Below are 19,350 nucleotides of genomic sequence, written 5' to 3'. Positions count from 1 at the left end.
CCTGACTATTATTACGCCACTGTCCCCTGCAATTCAGCACTCTACTAAGGTAGTAATCATGTCCTTGATCAACGAATATCGCGCCACCGAAGAAGCAATCAAAGAGCTGCAAGCCCGTTTGAAGAACCTGTCGCAAGACGACAAACTGCAAACCGAGCTGGAATTCGAAGGCAAACTGCGCACCCTGATGGGCGAATACTCCAAATCCCTGCGTGACATCATCGCGCTGCTGGATCCGGAATCGAAAACCAAAGCACCACGCGGCGGCGCAGTAAAAACTACCGGCACCAAGCGTGCTCGCAAAGTTAAACAATACAAAAACCCGCACAATGGCGAAGTCATCGAAACCAAAGGTGGCAACCACAAAACTCTGAAAGAGTGGAAAGCCAAGTGGGGCGGTGACGTGGTTGAAGGCTGGGCTACCCTGCTGGGCTAAGCCGCAACGCCTTCGCAGAGCAATCCGCGAAAAAAGAAACGCCAGCAAATGCTGGCGTTTTTTTATACCTGGAATTTGCTCCCGGCGATGTTCGATTTCAAAGATTCAAACGTTTGCGTAAAGCCTGGACATAATTCTGCCATTCATTGAGCACCTCTTTCTGCATCGGTGTCGCACTTAGCAACCATTGCTCTGCGGCCTCCGTAAAAGATTTCAAGGTATTGGGTGCACCCCATTCAGGCTCGGACAAACGCTGCCGCGAAAATATTTGCCAGCGTTCCTGCTCTTCAGAATTCAACGTCTCTGGAAAGTTGCGCGCTCGATATCGAAAGAGTAATTCAGGCAAACGTTCATCATCGAAAGGCCATTGCTCTTGCGCCAATTGAGCAGGATCGGCCGCTCTGACTTGCTCACATAGACGCCGGTCGCGGTCACCGATAAATCCGTCGTACAACTGTTGTTCCGGATCCTCGCTCGGGGTGAAATCTTCACTGGCATAAATCGCCGCAACTTTATCTTTCCAAACTTGTTGTGCGTCAGTTAGTCGCAGCGTTCGTTCCTGATAAAGCGCCATGTCCAGGCCCAGCCGTTGCTGATCCTGCGCACGCAATACCGTCAGCGGCGCCACCACCGGGCATCGGTTTATATGAATCAACTTGAGTGGCACCGGCAACTCGCCTTCCAGCAAATCGTCACGGCGGGTGTACAAACGCTGGCGCAGGGTTTGCGCATCCAGATCGAGCAAGCCCTGCGGATCGAGGTGCAAGTCGCAGACGATCAAGCCGTTGCGGTTTTTCGGGTGCCAGGCCAGCGGCAATACAACGCCGACATAACTGCGCGCTGCGGAGAAACGTCCGCTGATATGCACCATCGGCTGTAACAGGCGAATCTGATCCATGACCTTTTGCTTGCTGCGCAACTGGAACAGCCAGTCGTACAGCTTTGGCTGCTTTTCACGGATCAAACGCGCCAGCGCGATGGTCGCACGCACGTCCGACAAGGCTTCGTGGGCATGCCCGTGATCAATGTTGTTGGCGGCCGTCAGGCGCTCGAGCTTGAGGGTCACCCGCCCCTCGTCATCGGTCGGCCAGACTAGCCCGTCCGGACGCAAGGCATACGCGGCACGCACCACGTCGATCAAGTCCCAGCGACTGTTGCCGCCCTGCCATTCGCGCGCGTACGGGTCGAAGAAATTGCGATACAAACTGTAGCGCGTCATCTCGTCGTCGAAACGCAAGGTGTTGTAACCCGCGCCACACGTGCCGGGAGCGGCCAGTTGCGCGTGTACCCGGGTCATGAAATCGGCTTCGCTCAAACCCTTTTCGGCGAGCTGGCTCGGGGTAATGCCAGTGATCGCGCACGCGGCCGGGTGCGGCAGGATGTCGTCGCTGGGCTGGCAGTAGAGATTGACCGGCTCGTCGATTTCGTTGAGTTCATGATCGGTGCGAATCCCGGCAACCTGCAGCGGCCGGTCGCAACGGGGATTGATGCCGGTGGTTTCGTAGTCGTACCAGAAGATGGAAGTCACGGGCGGTTCCTGAACTGAAGATCGGCGAAGTCTAGGCGCTCAACCGCGGTCGCGGCCAGCCTCGCGTCATTCAACCACCGGGCGACACACGATGTGCAATACATAGTTATGTCGTTTTCCCCCGAGAGGCTGCTAGCATCGACCCCACTTGCATCCCGAACAGGCGAACATCAGGTAGCCCATGCTCGAACCCACAGCACCGCCAAGGAAAGCACCGCTGGATACGCGGCATCAGGTCGAAACGCCGGAGGGTATCGACTTGCCGTTGCGTCCTGCCGGGTTGATGGTGCGGGCCATCGCTTTCGCGATCGATCTGGGGATTCGTGGTTTGATCATGGGCGTGCTGTTTATTGTGCTGGCGTTGCTCGGCAGACTCGGCATCGGCCTTGGCTCGCTGCTGTTGTTTGCGATCAGCTGGTGGTACATGGTGCTGTTCGAAGTGCTGCGTCAGGGACGCTCGCCGGGTAAACAATGGATGGGATTGCGGGTGGTGCACGACGACGGCACCCCCATAGGCTGGTCGGCCTCCTTGCTGCGCAACCTGCTGCGTTTTGTCGACCTGCTGCCGTTCGGCTACTTCCTCGGCGCCATCAGTAGCCTGCAACACCCGACCTTCAAACGTCTGGGCGATATCGCCGCCGGTACGCTGGTGGTGTACAGCGAACGCCCGCTGACCCGCCCGCAATTACCCGACGCCGAACCCCGCCGTGCGCCCGTGCCGCTCACCCTGAGCGAGCAACGTGCTGTGCTCGGGTTTGCGGAACGCCAAGGTGAACTGTCATCCGCGCGGGTCAATGAACTGGCCGGTTTGCTGGCCCAGCCGCTGCATATTTCCGCCCCCAAAGCCGTCGCCGAACTCAACGGGATCGCGCGCGGTTTGTTGGGCCCGACATGAAGCAAAGTCTTTTCGAAAGTCGTCACAAGGCCGAATGGGAGCGTTTTGCGCTGGCCCTTGAACGCCTCGAACGGGGCAAGGAAACCTCGCAAGTGGCGGGTTTTCCCAAGGCTTATCGACGCCTTTGCCAACACCTGGCGCTGGCGCAGGAACGCGGCTACAGCAGTTTCCTCATCGACTCTCTGCAACAGCAGGTACTTCGTGGCCATCAACAGCTGTACCGGCATCGCAGTCGACTGGGCGCCAACCTGATCGGCTTCGTCCTCGCCGGTTTCCCCCGGCTGGTGCGCAGCGAATGGCCCTTCGTGCTGGTCGCCGGCCTGCTATTTTTTGGCAGCCTGATCGGTGTCGCGGTGCTGGTCTACATGTTCCCCGAGTTGGTTTACAACCTCATCCCCGCCGATCAAGTGCGTGAAATGCAAAGCATGTACGACCCGGTGGCCGGCCACCTCGGGCGCCCGGCCGAGCGGGCTGCCAGCGAAGACTGGATGATGTTCGGTTACTACGTGATGCACAACATCGGCATTGCCTTTCAGACGTTCGCCAGCGGGTTGCTGATGGGCGTGGGCAGCGCATTTTTCCTGTTCTACAACGGTCTGGTCATCGGCGCCGTGGCCGGGCACCTGAGCGAAATCGGTTTCGGCCAGACCTTCTGGTCATTCGTTATCGCCCATGGCGCTTTCGAACTGACGGCCATCGCCCTGGCCGGCGCCGCGGGGCTCGAACTGGGCTGGGCATTGATCGCACCGGGGCGCCTGACCCGTACAGAAGCGTTGAAAGGCGCCGCCCGCAAGAGCGTTCTGCTGATCTGTGGGGTCATGCTGTTCTTGCTGATCGCAGCGTTCATCGAAGCGTACTGGTCGTCGAAAACCAGCGTCGCGCCGCTCACCAAATACCTTGTCGGCGCCGGTCTGTGGATATTGGTCGCGAGCTATTTGCTGTTCGCCGGAAGGACCCGTCATGCGCCTGAGTGATGCCACCGTGGTAATCCGCCCGCGCACAACATGGGAAGCCATGGACCTGGGCGTGCTCATGAGCCAGCAACACCGGCGCCTGTTGATGACCAGTTGGGCAATCGTCACCCTGCCGCTGTTCGCCTTGCTCAGCGTATTGTTGTGGGACTCGCCATCTCTGGCGGTGTTTATCTTCTGGTGGCTGAAGCCGGCCTACGAACGCCTGCCGCTGTACATTCTGTCCAAAGCCCTGTTCGGCGAAACCCCGACGCTCAAGCAAGCCCTGCGCGAGTGGCCGCGCCTGCTCAAGCCACAATTGCTGGCGAGCCTGACGTGGCGACGGCTGAGTTTCAGCCGCAGTTTCCTGATGCCCGTGGTGCAACTCGAAGGCCTGGACGGCAGTGAACGGCAACAACGTCTACAGGTGCTGCTGCAACGCAACGCCGGCGCCGCGCAGTGGCTGACCATCATCGGCGTGCATCTGGAAACGGCGCTGTGGATCGGCCTGTTGGTGCTGTTCTACCTGCTGTTGCCGCAGCAGATTGAAACCGATTGGGACTGGCAGTCGTTGATTCTCGCGGCGGATCACGAATGGCGCTGGCTGGAGCACCTGACCAATGTCTTCTATGCGCTGGTGCTGGTGGTGTGGGAGCCGATCTACGTGGCCTGCGGGTTCAGCCTTTATCTGAACCGGCGCACGCAACTGGAAGCGTGGGACATTGAACTGGTGTTCCGACGCTTGCGCCAACGGCTGAGCAGCAGCGTGCTCGGCGTGCTGCTGGCGGTGTGTCTGTTGCTGCCACCTGTGCAACCGGTCTGGGCTGCCGAGCCTGTTGATGCACCGGACGCTCCACGTCTGTTGAATCAGCCACTGACCAGTCAGGCATCACGCGACAGCATCAAGGCACTGCTCGAACAACCACCCTTCAAGAACCCGGAATCCGTCACCCGTTACCGCTTTGGCGATGACCCGGCAAACACCGCCAAAGAAGAACAACCCGGTGAAGCCCCGCAGTGGCTCAAAACCTTGCTGGGTTGGCTGAATGGCCAGCACTTCAACGCCTTGGCCACGATCATCGAAGTATTGCTGTGGGGCACATTGATCGCTGCGCTGGGCTGGCTGATCTGGCGTTACCGCGAGTTTCTGCAAGCGTTCGTCAGCCGCCGGCCGGCCCTGCGCGTCCGGGCAAAAAGGCCCCTGCCGCAGCAAGCCTTCGGCCTGGATCTGAACCGCGACACCTTACCCGACGACATCGCCGCCCACGCCGAACAACTCTGGCAGAGTCAGCCACGCGCGGCCCTGAGCCTGCTCTATCGGGGCCTGCTCAGTCACTTGCTCCACGACTTCGATCTGACCCTGAAAGCCGCCGACACCGAAAATCAGGTGCTGGCGCGAGTCGAACAACTCCAGCGTCCGGAGCTGCTCGCTTTCAGCCGCACCCTGACCGCCCATTGGCAGAACATGGCCTACGGACATCGCGTACCGGCGGTGCACCTGCAACAGGAATTGTGCGATGGCTGGCGCGCGTTATTCGGCCATGGAGCGTCCCGTTGAATCGGCGCACGCTTTGGTGGGTCGGCGCATTGCTCGTCGCGCTGCTGAGTGTGCTGGGCATTTTTCTCTACCTTGTGGCCAAGCCTTATCAGGAACAGATCGATCACGGCCCATCGCCCGCCGCACAGGCCAATCCCTATCTGGCGGCGGAAATGTTCTTGCGTGAGCGCGGCATCAACGTCAGCCATGCCGAAAGCCTTGCTGTGCTGCCGGATATCGAACCGCACGGGCACACTCTGCTGCTGTTCAACGACCGCTCGCGGATGACTCCGCGTCAGGTCGATCAGGTATTGAACTGGACGCGGGCTGGCGGACGGCTGGTGTTCGTCGCCGAATCGTTGTGGGATGAACAGTCAAAACAGAGCAACGACCTGTTGCTTGATCGGGTGCAACTGCATCAATCCCTGAGCAAGGATCTGAAGGATTCGCCCTCCGATCAGGAAAAAGATCCGTACCCGAAATTGACCAAGTTGTATCTGGAGGACGAAGACGCCCCGGCCTACGCCGGGTTCGACACCGACTTCCACCTCGACGACCCGAAGAATCTTGCGCAAGCCTGGGCCAACAGCGCCAAGGCCACACACATGATGCAACTGGCCTACAGCCTCGGTTATATCACAGTGGTCACCGATGCCGAGTTGTGGAAAACCACGGCGATCGCCCAGTACGACAACGCCTGGCTGCTCTGGTATCTGAGTGCCGACACCGACGTCACGCTGATCTACAACACCGAACACGATGGCTTGCTGACGCTGCTCTGGCGCTATTTTCCGCAAGCCATCGTCGCCCTGCTTGCGCTGATCGGTTTGTGGCTCTGGCAGGCCGGTGTGCGCCATGGCCCACTTCAGGCGCCAGCCCCAAATGGCCGCCGGCAGTTGCAGGAACACTTGCGCGCCAGTGCCGATTTCATGCTTCGGCACAACGGTCAGCAAGCGCTGTTGCAGGCACTGCAACAAGACGTGTTGCGCCGCGCCCGCCGCCGCCATCCTGGTTTTGATCAATTGAATGTTGCCGAACAATGGCTGGCGTTGTCGCGTCTGACCCGACAACCCACCCGCGCCATCAGCCAGGCCTTGAGCCCGGTGCCGAACCGGCGGATGTCCAGCGCCGATTTCTGCCGCCAGGTCGCCCACCTGCAAACCTTGAGGAACACGCTATGACTGAACAGATCGAGCCCGGCAGCGCCACCCACGCCGCCCAGCAACGCCAGCGCGCCAGTCAACTGGCGCAAGCGGTGCGCAGCGAATTGCGCAAAGCGGTCATCGGGCAGGATCCGGTGATTGATGACGTCCTGACGGCGTTGATCGCTGGCGGCCACGTGCTGCTCGAAGGCGTTCCCGGACTGGGCAAGACCTTGCTGGTGCGGGCGTTGGCGCGTTGCTTTGGCGGCGAATTCGCACGCATTCAATTCACTCCCGACCTGATGCCCAGCGACGTCACCGGCCATGCCGTGTATGACCTGCACACCGAGCAATTCAAGCTGCGCAAAGGCCCGTTGTTCACCAATCTGCTGCTGGCCGACGAGATCAACCGCGCCCCGGCGAAAACCCAGGCGGCGCTGCTCGAAGCGATGCAGGAGCGCCAGGTCACGCTGGAGGGACGCGCCCTGCCGATCGCTCAGCCATTCATGGTACTGGCGACGCAGAACCCGATCGAACAGGAAGGCACCTACCCACTGCCCGAAGCCGAACTCGACCGCTTCATGCTCAAGGTGCGCATGGACTACCCGGACGCGGAACAGGAACTGAACATGGTGCGTCAGGTCAGTCGCTCGACCCGAGCCGACATGCTTGATGTGCAGCCGTTGCGCACCGTGCTGCAAGCCAAGGACGTGCAGGCGCTGCAACGCATCGCCAGCGATTTGCCGCTGGATGATCAGGTGCTCGATTACGCCGTTCGCCTGGCGCGCAGCACCCGCACCTGGCCAGGCCTGAGCCTCGGCGCCGGGCCACGCGCCACGATTGCGCTGGTGCGGTGTGCCCGCGCCAGAGCCTTGTTGCGCGGCGGTGAATTCGTGATTCCGGATGACATCAAGGGCTGCGCGCTGGCGGTGTTGCGCCATCGCGTGCGCATTGCCCCGGAGCTGGACATCGAAGGCCTGCAAGTCGATCAGGTGCTGCAGCAACTGCTCGACCAAGTCCCGGCGCCGCGTCTGTGAAACCCTCGAAACTGTTATTGAGCTGGGTCGCCGTGCTGCTGGCCATCGCCATCGTGCTCGGCACTTTGCAGGCACTGCAAATCGAGCTCCCGGCCAGTCTGCTGTCGATCAACTGGGGACTGCTGCTGGCACTGTTGGCGTTGGCGACACTCGACGCGGTGCGCCTCAAGCGTTTACCCACCGTGCAGATCAAACGACAGATGCCCGGCAGCCTCGCATTAGGACGCTGGGGTGAGGTGCAGCTCAAGGTTGAACACGATTTTGCCGAGCCATTGAACATTCAGATTTTCGACCATGTGCCCGATGGCCTGAGTTTCGAAAACCTGCCGTTGAATGTTGCGCTGCAACCGGGTCAGCACAGCCAGATCAGCTATCGCCTGCGCCCTCTCAAGCGCGGGCATTTCAGCTTCGAACAGTGCGAAATCAGCCTGCCGAGTCCACTGGGGTTATGGTCGGGCAAACGCCTGCTCAGCGTTATTGACAACACCCGGGTTTATCCGGATTTCGCGCGACTCTACGGCGGCCAATTACTGGCGGTAGACAACTGGCTCAGCCAGCTCGGCGTGCGCCAACGGCAACGTCGCGGCCAAGGGCTGGAGTTTCACCAGTTGCGTGAATTTCGTGAGGGCGACAGTCTGCGTCAGATCGACTGGAAAGCCACCGCCCGCCAACGCACACCGATTGCCCGCGAATATCAGGACGAACGCGATCAGCAGATCATCTTCATGCTCGACTGTGGCCGACGCATGCGCAGTCAGGACGATGAACTGTCGCACTTCGATCACGCGCTCAATGCCTGCCTGCTGCTCAGTTACGTGGCCCTGCGCCAGGGCGATGCGGTGGGCTTGAGCACCTTTGCCAGTGATCAACCGCGCTACGTTGCGCCGGTGAAAGGCAACGGCCAACTCAACGTACTGCTCAATAGCGTCTATGACCTCGACAGCACGCAACGCCCAGCCGATTACCAAGCCGCCATCAACCAACTCCTGGCCCGACAAAAACGCCGGGCACTGGTGGTGCTGGTCACCAATTTGCGCGATGAGGACGATGAGGAACTGCTAAATGCAGTCAAGCGTCTGAGCCAGCAACACCGAGTGCTGGTGGCGAGCCTGCGCGAGGACACACTCGACATATTGCGTAAGTCGCCAGTGCAAACCCTGCCCGAAGCATTAGCCTATTGCGGCACCGTGAGCTATTTGAACGAACGGGCAGAACTGCATGAGCGATTGAGTGCTCATGAAATCAGGTTTTTGGATTCGCGCCCCTTTGAACTAGGGGTTGGATTGGTGACACGGTATCTGGCATTAAAGAAGGCGGGTAATTTATAAGCGGGGCATCGCATTAGTACTCATGCTTATAACTCCCTTGTAAAACGCCAAAGCAAACTAACTAAACAGATGAATGACTTCCCCCAATAAGGTCAGTCAACATTCGGCACCAGCACAAACTCAATCGACCGAACTTGCCATCAGGCCAACCCACCCTTTACAGAGCCCTGTAGCGCCCCACGTTGCATACCTGCCAATCTGAATTGGACCCGTACATCGCCGTGGATATCTGTTCTGGTCGGAGCAAGAATACTGTCAGGGTATTCCCACTCCACTGCGCCTCAATGTACCCAGGCCCTTCCGCGAGATCTTTGATCTGGACGGTGTTCAAGGGCATGACCGCGTTCCTTTTGTAGTTGTTCGAACGATCAAACTTATTTACAGCGCAATCAATTTCTGGACACCTGTAAAATCTGACAGTCCCCACCAACGGTAATTATTCCCACAACGCAATCCGGTCGCGTCCTTCAGCTACCAACACGCGGCTACGTTGCCTTGCGCCTTTGCCTACACATCCCTCAGAATCCGCCGGCTTGTGCGCTTTGCTGACGCCCCGTAACTTGATCCATGCCGCTACCAATCAGTGGTCGGGTTTAGTCGCCCGGGAGTAACGCGAAGGTGCATAAGCGTCATCAAGTCGGGTATTCCCTATCCCCGCACTCGATGGTGGCTGTGCGCAGGGCGCCCTCGGGCGCGCCGGTTTTCGCGTTTCTCCCGGTCGACTAACCTGCGTTCAGCCGCCACCCCCCTCGTTTAGTCGCGAGACGGTGGCAGCCCTATTAAAGGAAACGCGATCATGTTCAAAGACACTCCAAATCCCCCCGAAACCGGCGACTCGGTCTCCCCCTACGAATCAGCCGATTCGAAAAAACTTCACGAAGCCGCCGAAAAAGCCCTCGACCATTACCTCAAACCCGCAGCGCCGCCCTCGCGCAATTCCGTGGATCGCGGCATGCAGATGTTCATGATCGCCCCCGATCTCAATCCCGAAGCCGTGGCCATTCAGACGTACGAGACGTTTTCGTCGGTGAGCATTCTGTTGCTCGATCTGGCAGACAGCCTTGAAGACAAACCGCGTCATCTGGCGATGGCGATTTATCAGTTGAGCGAGATGGGTTTGTTGCTGGCGGAGAAGACGCTGGATAACGAGCGGGCTATCAGTATTTCTGGCTGAAGATCAAAAGATCGCAGCCTGTGGCAGCTCCTGGATGAACATCAATCCCCTGTAGGAGCTGCCGCAGGCTGCGATCTTTTGCTGTTGAGGTTCAGGCAGAGGCCGGCAACGGCTGAAAACTGAAGTACTGGCGCAACGCCTCGACCAGTTGCCCGTATTCCGGGGGCGGTCGTTGCAGGATGAAGCCGGCGTCGTAATGCAGTGGCGTCGCGTCTTCGTGGCACCACAGGCAACACGCGGTGAAGTCGATCACCTGATGACAGCCATCGTCGCCGGGGATTTTCAGGCGCAGATTGAAATCCACACCGATCATCATCGGCAACTGGCTGATCAACATCAGCCCGTCTGCGGACACATTGCCGAGAAAGCCGATGGGTTTGTCGGTGACGCTGTTGAATACTTTCAGGAAATACGGCAGCTGATGCCGTTCGATGCGGCGGTCGGTAAACATGCGCAGTTCGCCATGCAAGGCTCCTTCACAGAGCCGCGCTTTTGCTTCGGAACGTGCTTTACGACAGAGACGACACAGGCACGCTCTCCCCGCTTCCGGTGTGACGGTCGCTACCTCGCCGCCACATTACAACTGACCAGTCGCAGGTGTTGCCCCGGATTAGAGACTCGGCTCTAAACCCGGATCATTCGACTATAGCTCAGGCTGTACAACCGGCCAGATTTTGTATGACAACTGCCATCAAAAGCGCGTTGGACGCACCACGGCTGCCGCACTGCGCGTCGGGTAGTGGCCCAGGCTCTGCAGGGTTTCCAGACGCGCACGGGCGCGGTAGGCGTATTCGCTGTTTGGATACGAAGCGATGATGAATTGATAGGTCTGCGCCGCGTCGACAAACATCTTTTGTCGCTCCAGGCACTGGCCGCGCATCATCGACACTTCCGGCCACACGTACGGGCGGGCACGACTGGCGCGTTCGACCTTGGACAGCTCGAGCATCACCTGCTCGCAATTGCCCCGGTCATAGGCGCTGTAGGCGTTGTTCAAATGATGGTTCATCGACCAACGGGTGCAGCCCGTCACGGCGAGGACGCTGAGGGCAAGGGCGGCAATGGGCAACAATCGCATGGGGGTTCTCCTGTCTTGAGCTCTGTATCGACCCATGGTCGGAAATCTTCAGGTGCGTTTGTCCCAAAGTTGCCGGGTTCAATAAAGAAAACAATAAGTAGTGCAAACGAACAATGACTACACCCTCGGAGCATAGTAGCCTCTGCCTGCGCTTGAACTCAGGAGTCTTTGCATGTCCGTCCGTCGTACCAAAATCGTCGCTACCCTTGGCCCGGCCAGTAACTCGCCGGAAGTTCTCGAACAGCTGATTCTGGCTGGTCTGGACGTCGCCCGTCTGAACTTCTCCCACGGCACCCCCGACGAGCACAAGGCTCGCGCGAAGCTGGTGCGTGACCTCGCTGCCAAGCACGGCCGCTTCGTTGCCCTGCTGGGTGACCTGCAAGGCCCGAAAATCCGTATCGCCAAATTCGCCAACAAAAAAATCGAGCTGAAGATCGGTGACACGTTCACCTTCTCCACCAGCCATCCGTTGACCGAAGGCAACCAGCAAGTGGTCGGTATCGACTACCCGGATCTGGTCAAGGACTGCGGTGTGGGCGACGAGCTGCTGCTCGACGACGGCCGAGTGGTGATGCGCGTTGATACCGCGACTGCCACCGAACTGCACTGCACCGTGACCATTGGCGGCCCGCTGTCCGATCACAAAGGCATCAACCGTCGCGGTGGCGGCCTGACCGCACCGGCCCTGACTGAAAAAGACAAGGCCGACATCAAGCTCGCCGCTGAAATGGAAGTCGACTACCTCGCGGTGTCCTTCCCGCGTGACGCCGCCGACATGAACTACGCCCGTCAACTGCGCGACGAGGCCGGCGGCACTGCCTGGCTGGTGGCGAAGATCGAACGCGCCGAAGCCGTGGCCGACGACGAAACCCTCGACGGTCTGATTCAGGCGTCCGACGCGGTCATGGTTGCCCGTGGTGACTTGGGTGTGGAAATCGGCGACGCCGAGCTGGTAGGCATTCAGAAGAAAATCATTCTGCACGCACGCCGCCACAACAAGGCTGTGATCGTTGCGACCCAGATGATGGAGTCGATGATCCAGAACCCGATGCCGACCCGTGCCGAAGTGTCCGACGTGGCCAACGCCGTGCTCGACTACACCGACGCCGTGATGTTGTCCGCAGAATCGGCTGCCGGTCTGTATCCGCTGGAAGCTGTGCAAGCAATGGCGCGTATCTGCGTCGGCGCTGAAAAGCACCCGACCGGCAAGACCTCCAGCCACCGCATCGGCAAGGAATTCACCCGCTGCGACGAGAGCATTGCGCTGGCGACCATGTACACCGCCAACCACTTCCCGGGCGTCAAAGCGATCATCGCGCTGACCGAAAGTGGCTACACCCCGCTGATCATGTCGCGCATCCGTTCGTCGGTGCCGATCTACGCGTTCTCGCCGCACCGCGAGACTCAGGCGCGCGCAGCGATGTTCCGTGGCGTGTACACCGTGCCGTTCGACCCAGCTTCGCTTGAGCCGCACGAAGTGAGCCAGAAGGCGATCGACGAGCTGGTCAAGCGCGGCGTTGTGGAAAAAGGCGACTGGGTCATCCTGACCAAGGGCGACAGCTACCACACCACCGGCGGCACCAACGGCATGAAGATCCTGCACGTGGGCGACCCGCAGGTCTGAGTGCTCAGGCGCTGAAAACCAAAAGCCCCGCCATGTGAATGGTGGGGCTTTTTACATTCTGATCCAGCAGGTGTTGTGGCGAAATTTCAGTGTCGTTTGATAAACCCGGTCAACGCTGCCAACGCTTCCGGCGAACGCAGCTGCTGGGTGAACAAGGCGCCCTCCTCCTCGATCACTTTGCGGATCAACTCGCGATCCGGTGCTTTCATCAATTGCTTGCTGATGCGCACGGCTTGCGACGGTAGCTCATCGAAGCGCAACGCCATCTCCAGAGCCTTGGTCAGTGCAGCCTCGCCACTGCCCAGCGCCTCTGTCGCGATGCCCCAGTCGGCGGCCTGTTCACCGCTGAACCCTTCGCCGAGCAACAGCAGTTCGCACGCTTTGGCGTGCCCAAGCATGCGCGGCAAAATCAGGCTGGAACCGAACTCGGGGCATAAACCAAGGTTGACGAACGGCATGCGCAGTCGCGCATCGCGGCTGACGTAAACCAGATCGCAATGCAGCAACATTGTCGTGCCAATCCCCACCGCCGCCCCCGCCACAGCAGCGATCACCGGTTTGCGGCATTCGAGCAGGTTGAGCATGAAGTGGAAGACCGGACTGTCGAGGTCGCCAGGCGGCTGCTGGATGAAGTCAGCGATGTCGTTGCCGGCAGTGAAGCACTCGGCGCTGCCGGTGATCAGCACGGCGTTGATTTCGGGGTCACTGTCGGCCTGCTTCAACGCCTCGGCGAGACGACTGTACATCGCACGGGTGAGGGCGTTTTTCTTGTCAGGACGGTTCAGGCGCAGGGTCAGCAGACCGCGTTCGCGTTCCAGCAGGATGGTTTCGGTCATGGCATGTCTCGCTACGAAAACAAGCGCTCAACCACGGCTGAGAAATACATCGGCCAGCAGTTGATTACGCGGCAGTCCGGCCAGGTACAAACGCTTGGCAAAGGCGTCGACGCTGGCTGTTGAGCCGCAGACTAAGGCCAGGGTTTGCCGGGAAACAAGGCGCAGTTGCGCCAAAGCGGCGGCTGACTCGGCCGCCGTCCACAGGTCAATCGTGAGGTTTTCACGCTGGGCAGCCAGTGCAACAAGGGGTTTGGCCAGATAGTGCTCGCTGGCGTCATGGGCCAGGTGAATGACGCGGATGGCGCCCTGGTGATCCTGGCGCAAGGCTTCGCGCAACACACCAAACAACGGGCCAAGCCCCGTACCGGCAGCCAGCAGCCACAACGGTCGGGTGTGCCAGTCGGGGTCGTAATGCAACGCACCGCCGCGCAACTCACCGAGGCGGATCGGGTCGCCGATTTGCAGGCGTCGCGCCGCATCGCAGAATTCGCCGGGTTGGCGACAATCGAGGTGGAATTCCAGAAAACGGTCTTCTTGCGGCAGGCTGGCCAGCGAGTAGGGCCGCGCGATGTGGTTGATCCACAGCACCAGATGCTGTCCGGCGCTGTAGCGCAGCGGCCGTTGCACACTCAGGCGCAAGCGCAGGACGCTGTCGCTGAGCCAGTCCAGCGCTTCGACGATGGCCGGGTGGCCGTCCTCGATCGGGTCGAACGTGTGCACCTGCAAATCTTCGATTACCTGACACTGGCACGCCAGACGCCAACCCTGCTGACGCTGCTCTGCGCTCAAGGCGTCCGGCCGATTATCCGCCGGCAAGCCTTGCACGCACTGCACCAGACACGCATGGCAACTACCGGCGCGACAACTGTAGGGCACGGCCACACCGTTCTGATTAAGGGCGTCGAGCAAATTGCCGCCCGCCGCCACCGACCATTGCCGGTCACCGACGCGAAGTTCAGGCATCAACGTTCTCCCACGCGGCCGCACAGCGATTGCGCCCGTCACGCTTGGCCCGATAAAGCGCCTGATCGGCGCGTTGCAGGGCGTCATCGAGGTCATCACCCAAGGCCAGCAGCGTCATGCCAGCCGACAGACTAAGATTACGCACGTTCAGGCCGACCAGTTCAACATCGGTGAATGCAATGCGCAGACGTTCACAGCAGGCAGTCAGACGCTCGGCATCGCAGTCGGGCAGCAAGACGACGAATTCCTCGCCCCCATAGCGCGCCAGTACGTCGCCATCGCGCAGGCACGCCTGGGCGACACCGGCAAACGCCTGCAATACCTGATCGCCAGCGGCGTGGCCGTGGAAGTCGTTGATGCGTTTGAAGTGGTCGAGGTCGATCAGCGCCAGACCGTGCACGGCATCATTGTCCATCGCATTCAGTTCACGCGAGGCCAGACGCAGGAAGTGCCGACGGTTGAACAGGCCAGTCAGTTCGTCGGTGGCCACAAGGTCTTCGAGCTGACGCATCATGCCGCGCAGGGTGTCCTGATGCGCTTGCAAGGCAAACCGGCGCTGGCGCATGCGTTGACGCGACACCTGAACAAATCGCGCGTAAAGCACCAGCCACGCCAGCACCATCGCCAGGATGCACACCTGCAATGCAGCGAGCGCAGGCTCCGGCAAGCGCAAGTGGTAAGCGTCCCACAGGGTAATTGCACAGAAACTGAAGAACACCAGCAACGCACAGCGGATGAACGCCCGCCGGCTAAGGTGAAACAGTCCAAACAGCAGGATCAGCACGTAGAACACCAGAAAGGCGCCCCGCGCTTCGTCCAGATGAGCGATCAGCCAGGTCTGCCAGCCGAGTCCGAGCAACACTTGCGTTTCGGTCATGCTTGGATCGTCAAAACGCTGGTTGCAACCCGACCAGAACAGGCTGAACAGGATGGCTTGACTGATGACTACGAGCGCGCTGCCGACGGCAATGGTGCCCAAGGACTGGTCGTAATGCCCGGTGAAAAACGCCAGCCACAGCAGCAGTAAAGCCAATCCATAGGTGGCTGCAGCGAGGGCGAAGCGTTTGAGCAAAAGACGTTGAATGGCGTTATGGGTCAATCGTTGACTCACCGTGCGATTGGAGGCTGACCGAGTGTCCTACCCTACAGACCGGCTGCCACTTTAGAGGCGTAGTCGATAAATGACCACCGATTTTCGGGCCCGAAATTTGACGTCAAAAGTGTGGCCCGCATGTATCGCCACAAGCCCCTCACCCTAGCCCTCTCCCAGAGGGAGAAGGAACTGACCGCGTTGTTTTCACAAGCTGCACCGACCTGAGATGCCGAGCCGAACCCAGCTTCAAACAACACCAGGATCAGCGCCCTTCCCCATTGCCCTCTTGGGAGAGAGGGTTGGGGTGAGGGGGGAAGGAATTTCAAGTTGCAAATGCAATCCCCATCAACTCGCCAACACATGCGACCAACGAATGACTGCCGGCGCGTGTATGCCCCACCGAGGCGCGGTATACTGCCGCGCCTTTTTAGCGTCGCGCCAGCAGCCCCGGCGTGCCCGGCCCGAAGGGCCAGCTTCAAGTTGCAAGCTCCAAGCCGCAAGCTGAAGCAGTCCGCGTACTGCTTTGAACTTGCAGCTTGAAACCTGAGGCTTGTAGCTGCCCCATAGAATGTTCCCGTCTTTTAGAGGAGCGCGACTCATGACCGTGATCAAGCAAGACGACCTGATTCAGAGCGTTGCCGACGCCCTGCAGTTCATTTCCTATTACCACCCGGTGGATTTCATCCAGGCGATGCACGAAGCCTACCTGCGCGAAGAATCGCCAGCGGCCCGTGATTCGATGGCGCAGATCCTGATCAACTCGCGCATGTGCGCCACTGGCCACCGCCCGATCTGCCAGGACACCGGTATCGTCACCGTGTTTGTGCGTGTAGGCATGGACGTGCGCTGGGATGGCGCCACCATGAGCCTGGACGACATGATCAACCAAGGCGTGCGCCAGGCTTACAATCTGCCGGAAAACGTTCTGCGTGCCTCGATCCTCGCCGACCCGGCGGGCGCTCGCAGAAACACCAAGGACAACACCCCGGCCGTCATTCACTACTCCATCGTCCCGGGTAACACCGTGGAAGTGGACGTGGCAGCCAAGGGTGGCGGTTCCGAGAACAAGTCGAAAATGGCCATGCTCAACCCGTCCGATTCGATCGTTGACTGGGTACTGAAGACCGTTCCGACCATGGGCGCCGGCTGGTGCCCACCGGGCATGCTGGGCATCGGTATCGGCGGCACCGCCGAGAAAGCGGCGGTGATGGCCAAGGAAGTGTTGATGGAGTCCATCGACATTCACGAGCTGATCAAGCGTGGCCCGTCCAACCGCATTGAAGAAATGCGCCTGGAGCTGTTCGAGAAGGTCAACCAGTTGGGCATCGGCGCCCAGGGCCTTGGTGGCCTGACCACCGTGCTCGACGTGAAGATCATGGACTACCCGACCCACGCCGCCTCGCTGCCGGTGTGCATGATCCCGAACTGCGCCGCCACCCGTCACGCGCATTTCGTGCTCGACGGTTCCGGCCCGGCCTCGCTGGAAGCGCCACCGCTGGACGCCTACCCGGAAATCGTCTGGGAAGCCGGTCCTTCGGCTCGCCGCGTCAACCTCGACACACTGACCCCGGAAGACGTGCAGAGCTGGAAGCCGGGCGAAACCGTCCTGCTCAACGGCAAGATGCTCACCGGTCGCGATGCTGCGCACAAGCGCATGGTCGAGATGCTGAACAAGGGCGAAACCCTGCCGGTAGACCTCAAAGGTCGTTTCATCTACTACGTCGGCCCGGTTGATCCGGTCGGTGACGAAGTGGTTGGCCCGGCTGGCCCGACCACTGCAACGCGGATGGACAAGTTCACCCGTCAGATCCTTGAGCAGACCGGCCTGTTGGGCATGATCGGCAAATCCGAGCGTGGTCCGACCGCGATCGAAGCGATCAAGGACAACAAAGCCGTGTACCTGATGGCTGTCGGCGGCGCCGCTTACCTGGTCGCCCAGGCGATCAAGAAATCCAAGGTACTGGCGTTCGCCGAGCTGGGCATGGAAGCGATCTACGAGTTCGAGGTCAAGGACATGCCTGTCACCGTTGCGGTGGACAGCCAAGGTGAATCGGTACACATCACCGGTCCTGCGATCTGGCAAAAGAAGATCAGCGAGAGCCTGGCAGTAGAAGTGCAGTAAGCGCTTTACCGCTATAAAGAGAGGCCGGCCCGTCATACGACGGGCCGGCCTTTTTTGTGTCCGCGCCTGTATCCGCCTCCCCCCTGTAGGAGCTGCCGAAGGCTGCGATCTTTTGATCTTGCCTGAAAAAAATCAGGTCAAAAGATCGCAGCCTTCGGCAGCTCCTACACGTTGCGAATGTGGTATCGCGATAAAAACCGATGAAAAGCACACAAAACGATCTTGTGCACCTGTCACATCTGACAGGTTACGCCACGTGCCATTGTTGGTAGCGGCGATTCACCTACGCCACTGCAACTGCACCGGACGCAATCATGGCCGACCAAGAGCTCAGCATCGTTACGCCTTCCATCGCCAAAAGCTCGACAATCGCCACCCTTGGCAAGAGATGGGGCAGCGTCGGTCAGACCGGAGCCGCATCGTTCGAGCTGCCAATTCCGCTTTCCGCCGGGCGTGGCTATGCCCCCCCAGATGTCCTTCCGTTACAGCAGCCAGGACGGGAATGGACCCTTCGGGTTCGGATGGAGCCTGGGCGTGAGTCAGATAAGCCGGCGCACCGACAAGGGTGGCGCCCTTCTGGCTGGTGCATGGCAGCGACGGTTCGCTGCTCATCTACGGCAAAACCCCGGCATCACGCCGTGCCAGTGCCGATCCGGATAACCCGCTGCGCATTAGCGCCTGGTTGCTCTGCGAGAGTATGAACCCACACGGCGAACACATCGCCTATGTCTACAAGGCTGACGACCAGAGCCCCGACTCGGTCATCGATTACGGCATCCAGCGCTATCTCGAACGGGTGTGCTACGGCAATTTCACCGCCAGCAAAGACTTATACGCCTGGACGGTGGACAACCTGGCCGATCTGGATTGGCATTTCCAGTTGCTGTGCGACTACGGTGAGCGAACCACTTCGCTGATCGAGGTTCCGGCCTACGACGGCGCAACGCTGCAGCCCTGGCCCGGGCGGGCAGATCCCTTCTCGACCTACGGCCGAGGCTTTGAAGTCAGGACCCGCCGCCTCTGTCGGCAAATGCTGATGTTTCATCACTTCCCGCCCAGCCAAGGGGATCAACCGGTGCTGGTGCGGCGTCTGTTGCTGGAACACAGTGATGCTACGCCGCACTGGCCGCTCAGCCAGATCAGCGCCGCGCACTATCAGGCCTTCGATGCCAGCGGCACGGTGGAAAACACACCAGCGGTCGAGTTCGAGTATTCCGCTTTCGAGATCAATCAGCCCCCCACTCGCCTGTTCGAGACGGACCATCAGCCGGGCATCGAGGATGGCCGGTTTTATCAGTGCGTCGACCTGTACGGCGAAGGCGTGCCAGGCTTCTTATGCCGCTACGACAAATGCTGGTACTACCGCGAGCCGCTGCGTGCAGAGGCCGGAGGCGCCGGGTTCCGCATGCTTGAAGCGACGGGTAAATTCGCCAACTACCTCACCCTCAATGCCTTCCCGCTGGAGTTTTTCCACACGCTGTCGACCTTGGGCGACCTGAGTGGTGATGGTCTGAATTCGATTGCCATGATCGGGCCGAAATCGGTGCGGCTTTACGCCAACCGACGCGAACAGGGTTTCGCCCCGGCAGAAGAGGTAGGGTAGCGCA

The 19,350-nt window shown here is 59.9% G+C and carries 18 protein-coding genes; 12 read left to right on the top strand and 6 right to left on the bottom strand.

The window, feature by feature from the left end; translation table 11 throughout:
• Positions 1-58 precede the first annotated feature (58 nt).
• Positions 59-436, top strand: coding sequence for a histone-like nucleoid-structuring protein MvaT (gene mvaT / locus H8B20_RS06580; protein ID WP_007933316.1), 378 nt, complete (start codon positions 59-61; stop codon positions 434-436).
• 97 nt (positions 437-533) lie between these two features.
• Here mvaT and sbcB read toward each other — a convergent pair whose 3' ends face one another.
• The gene (gene sbcB, locus H8B20_RS06575; protein WP_210622680.1) at positions 534-1,964 is read right to left on the bottom strand and encodes an exodeoxyribonuclease I; all 1,431 of its coding nucleotides are present in this window, start codon (positions 1,962-1,964) and stop codon (positions 534-536) included.
• A 181-nt stretch (positions 1,965-2,145) separates the two neighbouring features.
• Here sbcB and H8B20_RS06570 point away from each other — a divergent pair, with 181 nt between their 5' ends.
• From H8B20_RS06570 to H8B20_RS06540, 7 genes are all read left to right on the top strand, one after another.
• Complete coding sequence (locus H8B20_RS06570; RefSeq protein WP_210622679.1) at positions 2,146-2,859, top strand: RDD family protein; 714 nt, start codon at positions 2,146-2,148, stop codon at positions 2,857-2,859.
• A complete protein-coding gene (locus tag H8B20_RS06565) occupies positions 2,856-3,833 on the top strand; it encodes a stage II sporulation protein M (protein ID WP_047302793.1) in 978 nt (325 codons plus the stop codon). The genes H8B20_RS06570 and H8B20_RS06565 overlap by 4 nt, the downstream gene beginning before the upstream one ends.
• Positions 3,820-5,367 (top strand): DUF4129 domain-containing protein, encoded by a 1,548-nt coding sequence (locus tag H8B20_RS06560; protein WP_210622678.1) that lies wholly within the window; start codon positions 3,820-3,822, stop codon positions 5,365-5,367. The genes H8B20_RS06565 and H8B20_RS06560 overlap by 14 nt, the downstream gene beginning before the upstream one ends.
• Positions 5,364-6,527, top strand: a complete 1,164-nt coding sequence (locus H8B20_RS06555) for a DUF4350 domain-containing protein (RefSeq protein ID WP_210622677.1) — start codon at positions 5,364-5,366, stop codon at positions 6,525-6,527. The genes H8B20_RS06560 and H8B20_RS06555 overlap by 4 nt, the downstream gene beginning before the upstream one ends.
• Entirely contained in the window at positions 6,524-7,525 is a 1,002-nt protein-coding gene (locus H8B20_RS06550; RefSeq protein WP_210622676.1) for an AAA family ATPase, read from the top strand. The genes H8B20_RS06555 and H8B20_RS06550 overlap by 4 nt, the downstream gene beginning before the upstream one ends.
• Positions 7,522-8,853 carry a DUF58 domain-containing protein gene (locus tag H8B20_RS06545; protein WP_210622675.1) on the top strand — a complete coding sequence of 444 codons (1,332 nt, stop codon included), beginning with the start codon at positions 7,522-7,524 and terminating at the stop codon, positions 8,851-8,853. Before H8B20_RS06550 ends, H8B20_RS06545 begins: the two co-directional genes overlap by 4 nt.
• Before the next feature lie 796 nt (positions 8,854-9,649).
• Positions 9,650-10,027, top strand: coding sequence for a DUF6124 family protein (locus H8B20_RS06540; RefSeq protein WP_047302805.1), 378 nt, complete (start codon positions 9,650-9,652; stop codon positions 10,025-10,027).
• A 91-nt stretch (positions 10,028-10,118) separates the two neighbouring features.
• Here the strand turns inward: H8B20_RS06540 and H8B20_RS06535 are convergent, their stop codons facing one another.
• On the bottom strand, positions 10,119-10,478 hold the full coding sequence (locus H8B20_RS06535; protein ID WP_042562190.1) for a PilZ domain-containing protein: 360 nt from the start codon (positions 10,476-10,478) through the stop codon (positions 10,119-10,121).
• A gap of 240 nt (positions 10,479-10,718) precedes the next feature.
• The gene (locus H8B20_RS06530; RefSeq protein WP_042560673.1) at positions 10,719-11,105 is read right to left on the bottom strand and encodes a tetratricopeptide repeat protein; all 387 of its coding nucleotides are present in this window, start codon (positions 11,103-11,105) and stop codon (positions 10,719-10,721) included.
• A 172-nt stretch (positions 11,106-11,277) separates the two neighbouring features.
• On the opposite strand from H8B20_RS06530, the gene pyk reads away from it, so the two are divergent.
• Complete coding sequence (gene pyk / locus H8B20_RS06525) at positions 11,278-12,729, top strand: pyruvate kinase (RefSeq protein WP_210622674.1); 1,452 nt, start codon at positions 11,278-11,280, stop codon at positions 12,727-12,729.
• An 86-nt stretch (positions 12,730-12,815) separates the two neighbouring features.
• Here pyk and H8B20_RS06520 read toward each other — a convergent pair whose 3' ends face one another.
• From H8B20_RS06520 to H8B20_RS06510, 3 genes are read right to left on the bottom strand one after another with little or no spacing between them, the layout of a single operon-like run.
• Positions 12,816-13,565 carry an enoyl-CoA hydratase-related protein gene (locus H8B20_RS06520; RefSeq protein WP_210622673.1) on the bottom strand — a complete coding sequence of 250 codons (750 nt, stop codon included), beginning with the start codon at positions 13,563-13,565 and terminating at the stop codon, positions 12,816-12,818.
• Positions 13,566-13,592: 27 nt separating this feature from the next.
• The gene (locus tag H8B20_RS06515) at positions 13,593-14,528 is read right to left on the bottom strand and encodes an iron-sulfur-binding ferredoxin reductase (protein ID WP_200612354.1); all 936 of its coding nucleotides are present in this window, start codon (positions 14,526-14,528) and stop codon (positions 13,593-13,595) included.
• Positions 14,521-15,627 (bottom strand): GGDEF domain-containing protein, encoded by a 1,107-nt coding sequence (locus H8B20_RS06510; RefSeq protein ID WP_210622672.1) that lies wholly within the window; start codon positions 15,625-15,627, stop codon positions 14,521-14,523. Before H8B20_RS06510 ends, H8B20_RS06515 begins: the two co-directional genes overlap by 8 nt.
• A gap of 592 nt (positions 15,628-16,219) precedes the next feature.
• Between H8B20_RS06510 and H8B20_RS06505 the strand changes: the two genes are divergently transcribed.
• The 3 genes from H8B20_RS06505 to H8B20_RS06500 all read left to right on the top strand — a co-directional run bounded on the left by H8B20_RS06505 (position 16,220) and on the right by H8B20_RS06500 (position 19,346).
• Positions 16,220-17,743, top strand: coding sequence for a fumarate hydratase (locus H8B20_RS06505; RefSeq protein WP_042560679.1), 1,524 nt, complete (start codon positions 16,220-16,222; stop codon positions 17,741-17,743).
• A gap of 459 nt (positions 17,744-18,202) precedes the next feature.
• Positions 18,203-18,403: a SpvB/TcaC N-terminal domain-containing protein gene (locus tag H8B20_RS28210; protein ID WP_228732657.1), complete on the top strand. Its 201-nt coding sequence runs from the start codon at positions 18,203-18,205 to the stop codon at positions 18,401-18,403.
• Positions 18,309-19,346 (top strand): SpvB/TcaC N-terminal domain-containing protein, encoded by a 1,038-nt coding sequence (locus tag H8B20_RS06500; RefSeq protein WP_342345706.1) that lies wholly within the window; start codon positions 18,309-18,311, stop codon positions 19,344-19,346. The genes H8B20_RS28210 and H8B20_RS06500 overlap by 95 nt, the downstream gene beginning before the upstream one ends.
• Positions 19,347-19,350 lie beyond the last annotated feature (4 nt).

This window comes from Pseudomonas sp. P42 (assembly GCF_017973755.1).
Lineage (GTDB): Bacteria > Pseudomonadota > Gammaproteobacteria > Pseudomonadales > Pseudomonadaceae > Aquipseudomonas > Aquipseudomonas iridis.
This window is presented reverse-complemented; position numbering and strand designations above follow the sequence as displayed.

Excerpts from the sequence above, each read along its gene's own strand:
- H8B20_RS06505 (WP_042560679.1), top strand. The coding sequence starts at position 16,220 with ATGACCGTGATCAAGCAAGACGACCTGATTCAGAGCGTTGCCGACGCC.
- H8B20_RS06520 (WP_210622673.1), bottom strand. The coding sequence starts at position 13,565 with ATGACCGAAACCATCCTGCTGGAACGCGAACGCGGTCTGCTGACCCTG.
- H8B20_RS06570 (WP_210622679.1), top strand. The coding sequence starts at position 2,146 with ATGCTCGAACCCACAGCACCGCCAAGGAAAGCACCGCTGGATACGCGG.
- mvaT (WP_007933316.1), top strand. The coding sequence starts at position 59 with ATGTCCTTGATCAACGAATATCGCGCCACCGAAGAAGCAATCAAAGAG.
- H8B20_RS06535 (WP_042562190.1), bottom strand. The coding sequence starts at position 10,478 with ATGTTTACCGACCGCCGCATCGAACGGCATCAGCTGCCGTATTTCCTG.
- H8B20_RS06515 (WP_200612354.1), bottom strand. The coding sequence starts at position 14,528 with ATGCCTGAACTTCGCGTCGGTGACCGGCAATGGTCGGTGGCGGCGGGC.
- H8B20_RS06565 (WP_047302793.1), top strand. The coding sequence starts at position 2,856 with ATGAAGCAAAGTCTTTTCGAAAGTCGTCACAAGGCCGAATGGGAGCGT.
- H8B20_RS06540 (WP_047302805.1), top strand. The coding sequence starts at position 9,650 with ATGTTCAAAGACACTCCAAATCCCCCCGAAACCGGCGACTCGGTCTCC.
- H8B20_RS06530 (WP_042560673.1), bottom strand. The coding sequence starts at position 11,105 with ATGCGATTGTTGCCCATTGCCGCCCTTGCCCTCAGCGTCCTCGCCGTG.
- H8B20_RS06550 (WP_210622676.1), top strand. The coding sequence starts at position 6,524 with ATGACTGAACAGATCGAGCCCGGCAGCGCCACCCACGCCGCCCAGCAA.
- pyk (WP_210622674.1), top strand. The coding sequence starts at position 11,278 with ATGTCCGTCCGTCGTACCAAAATCGTCGCTACCCTTGGCCCGGCCAGT.
- H8B20_RS28210 (WP_228732657.1), top strand. The coding sequence starts at position 18,203 with ATGCCCCCCCAGATGTCCTTCCGTTACAGCAGCCAGGACGGGAATGGA.
- H8B20_RS06560 (WP_210622678.1), top strand. The coding sequence starts at position 3,820 with ATGCGCCTGAGTGATGCCACCGTGGTAATCCGCCCGCGCACAACATGG.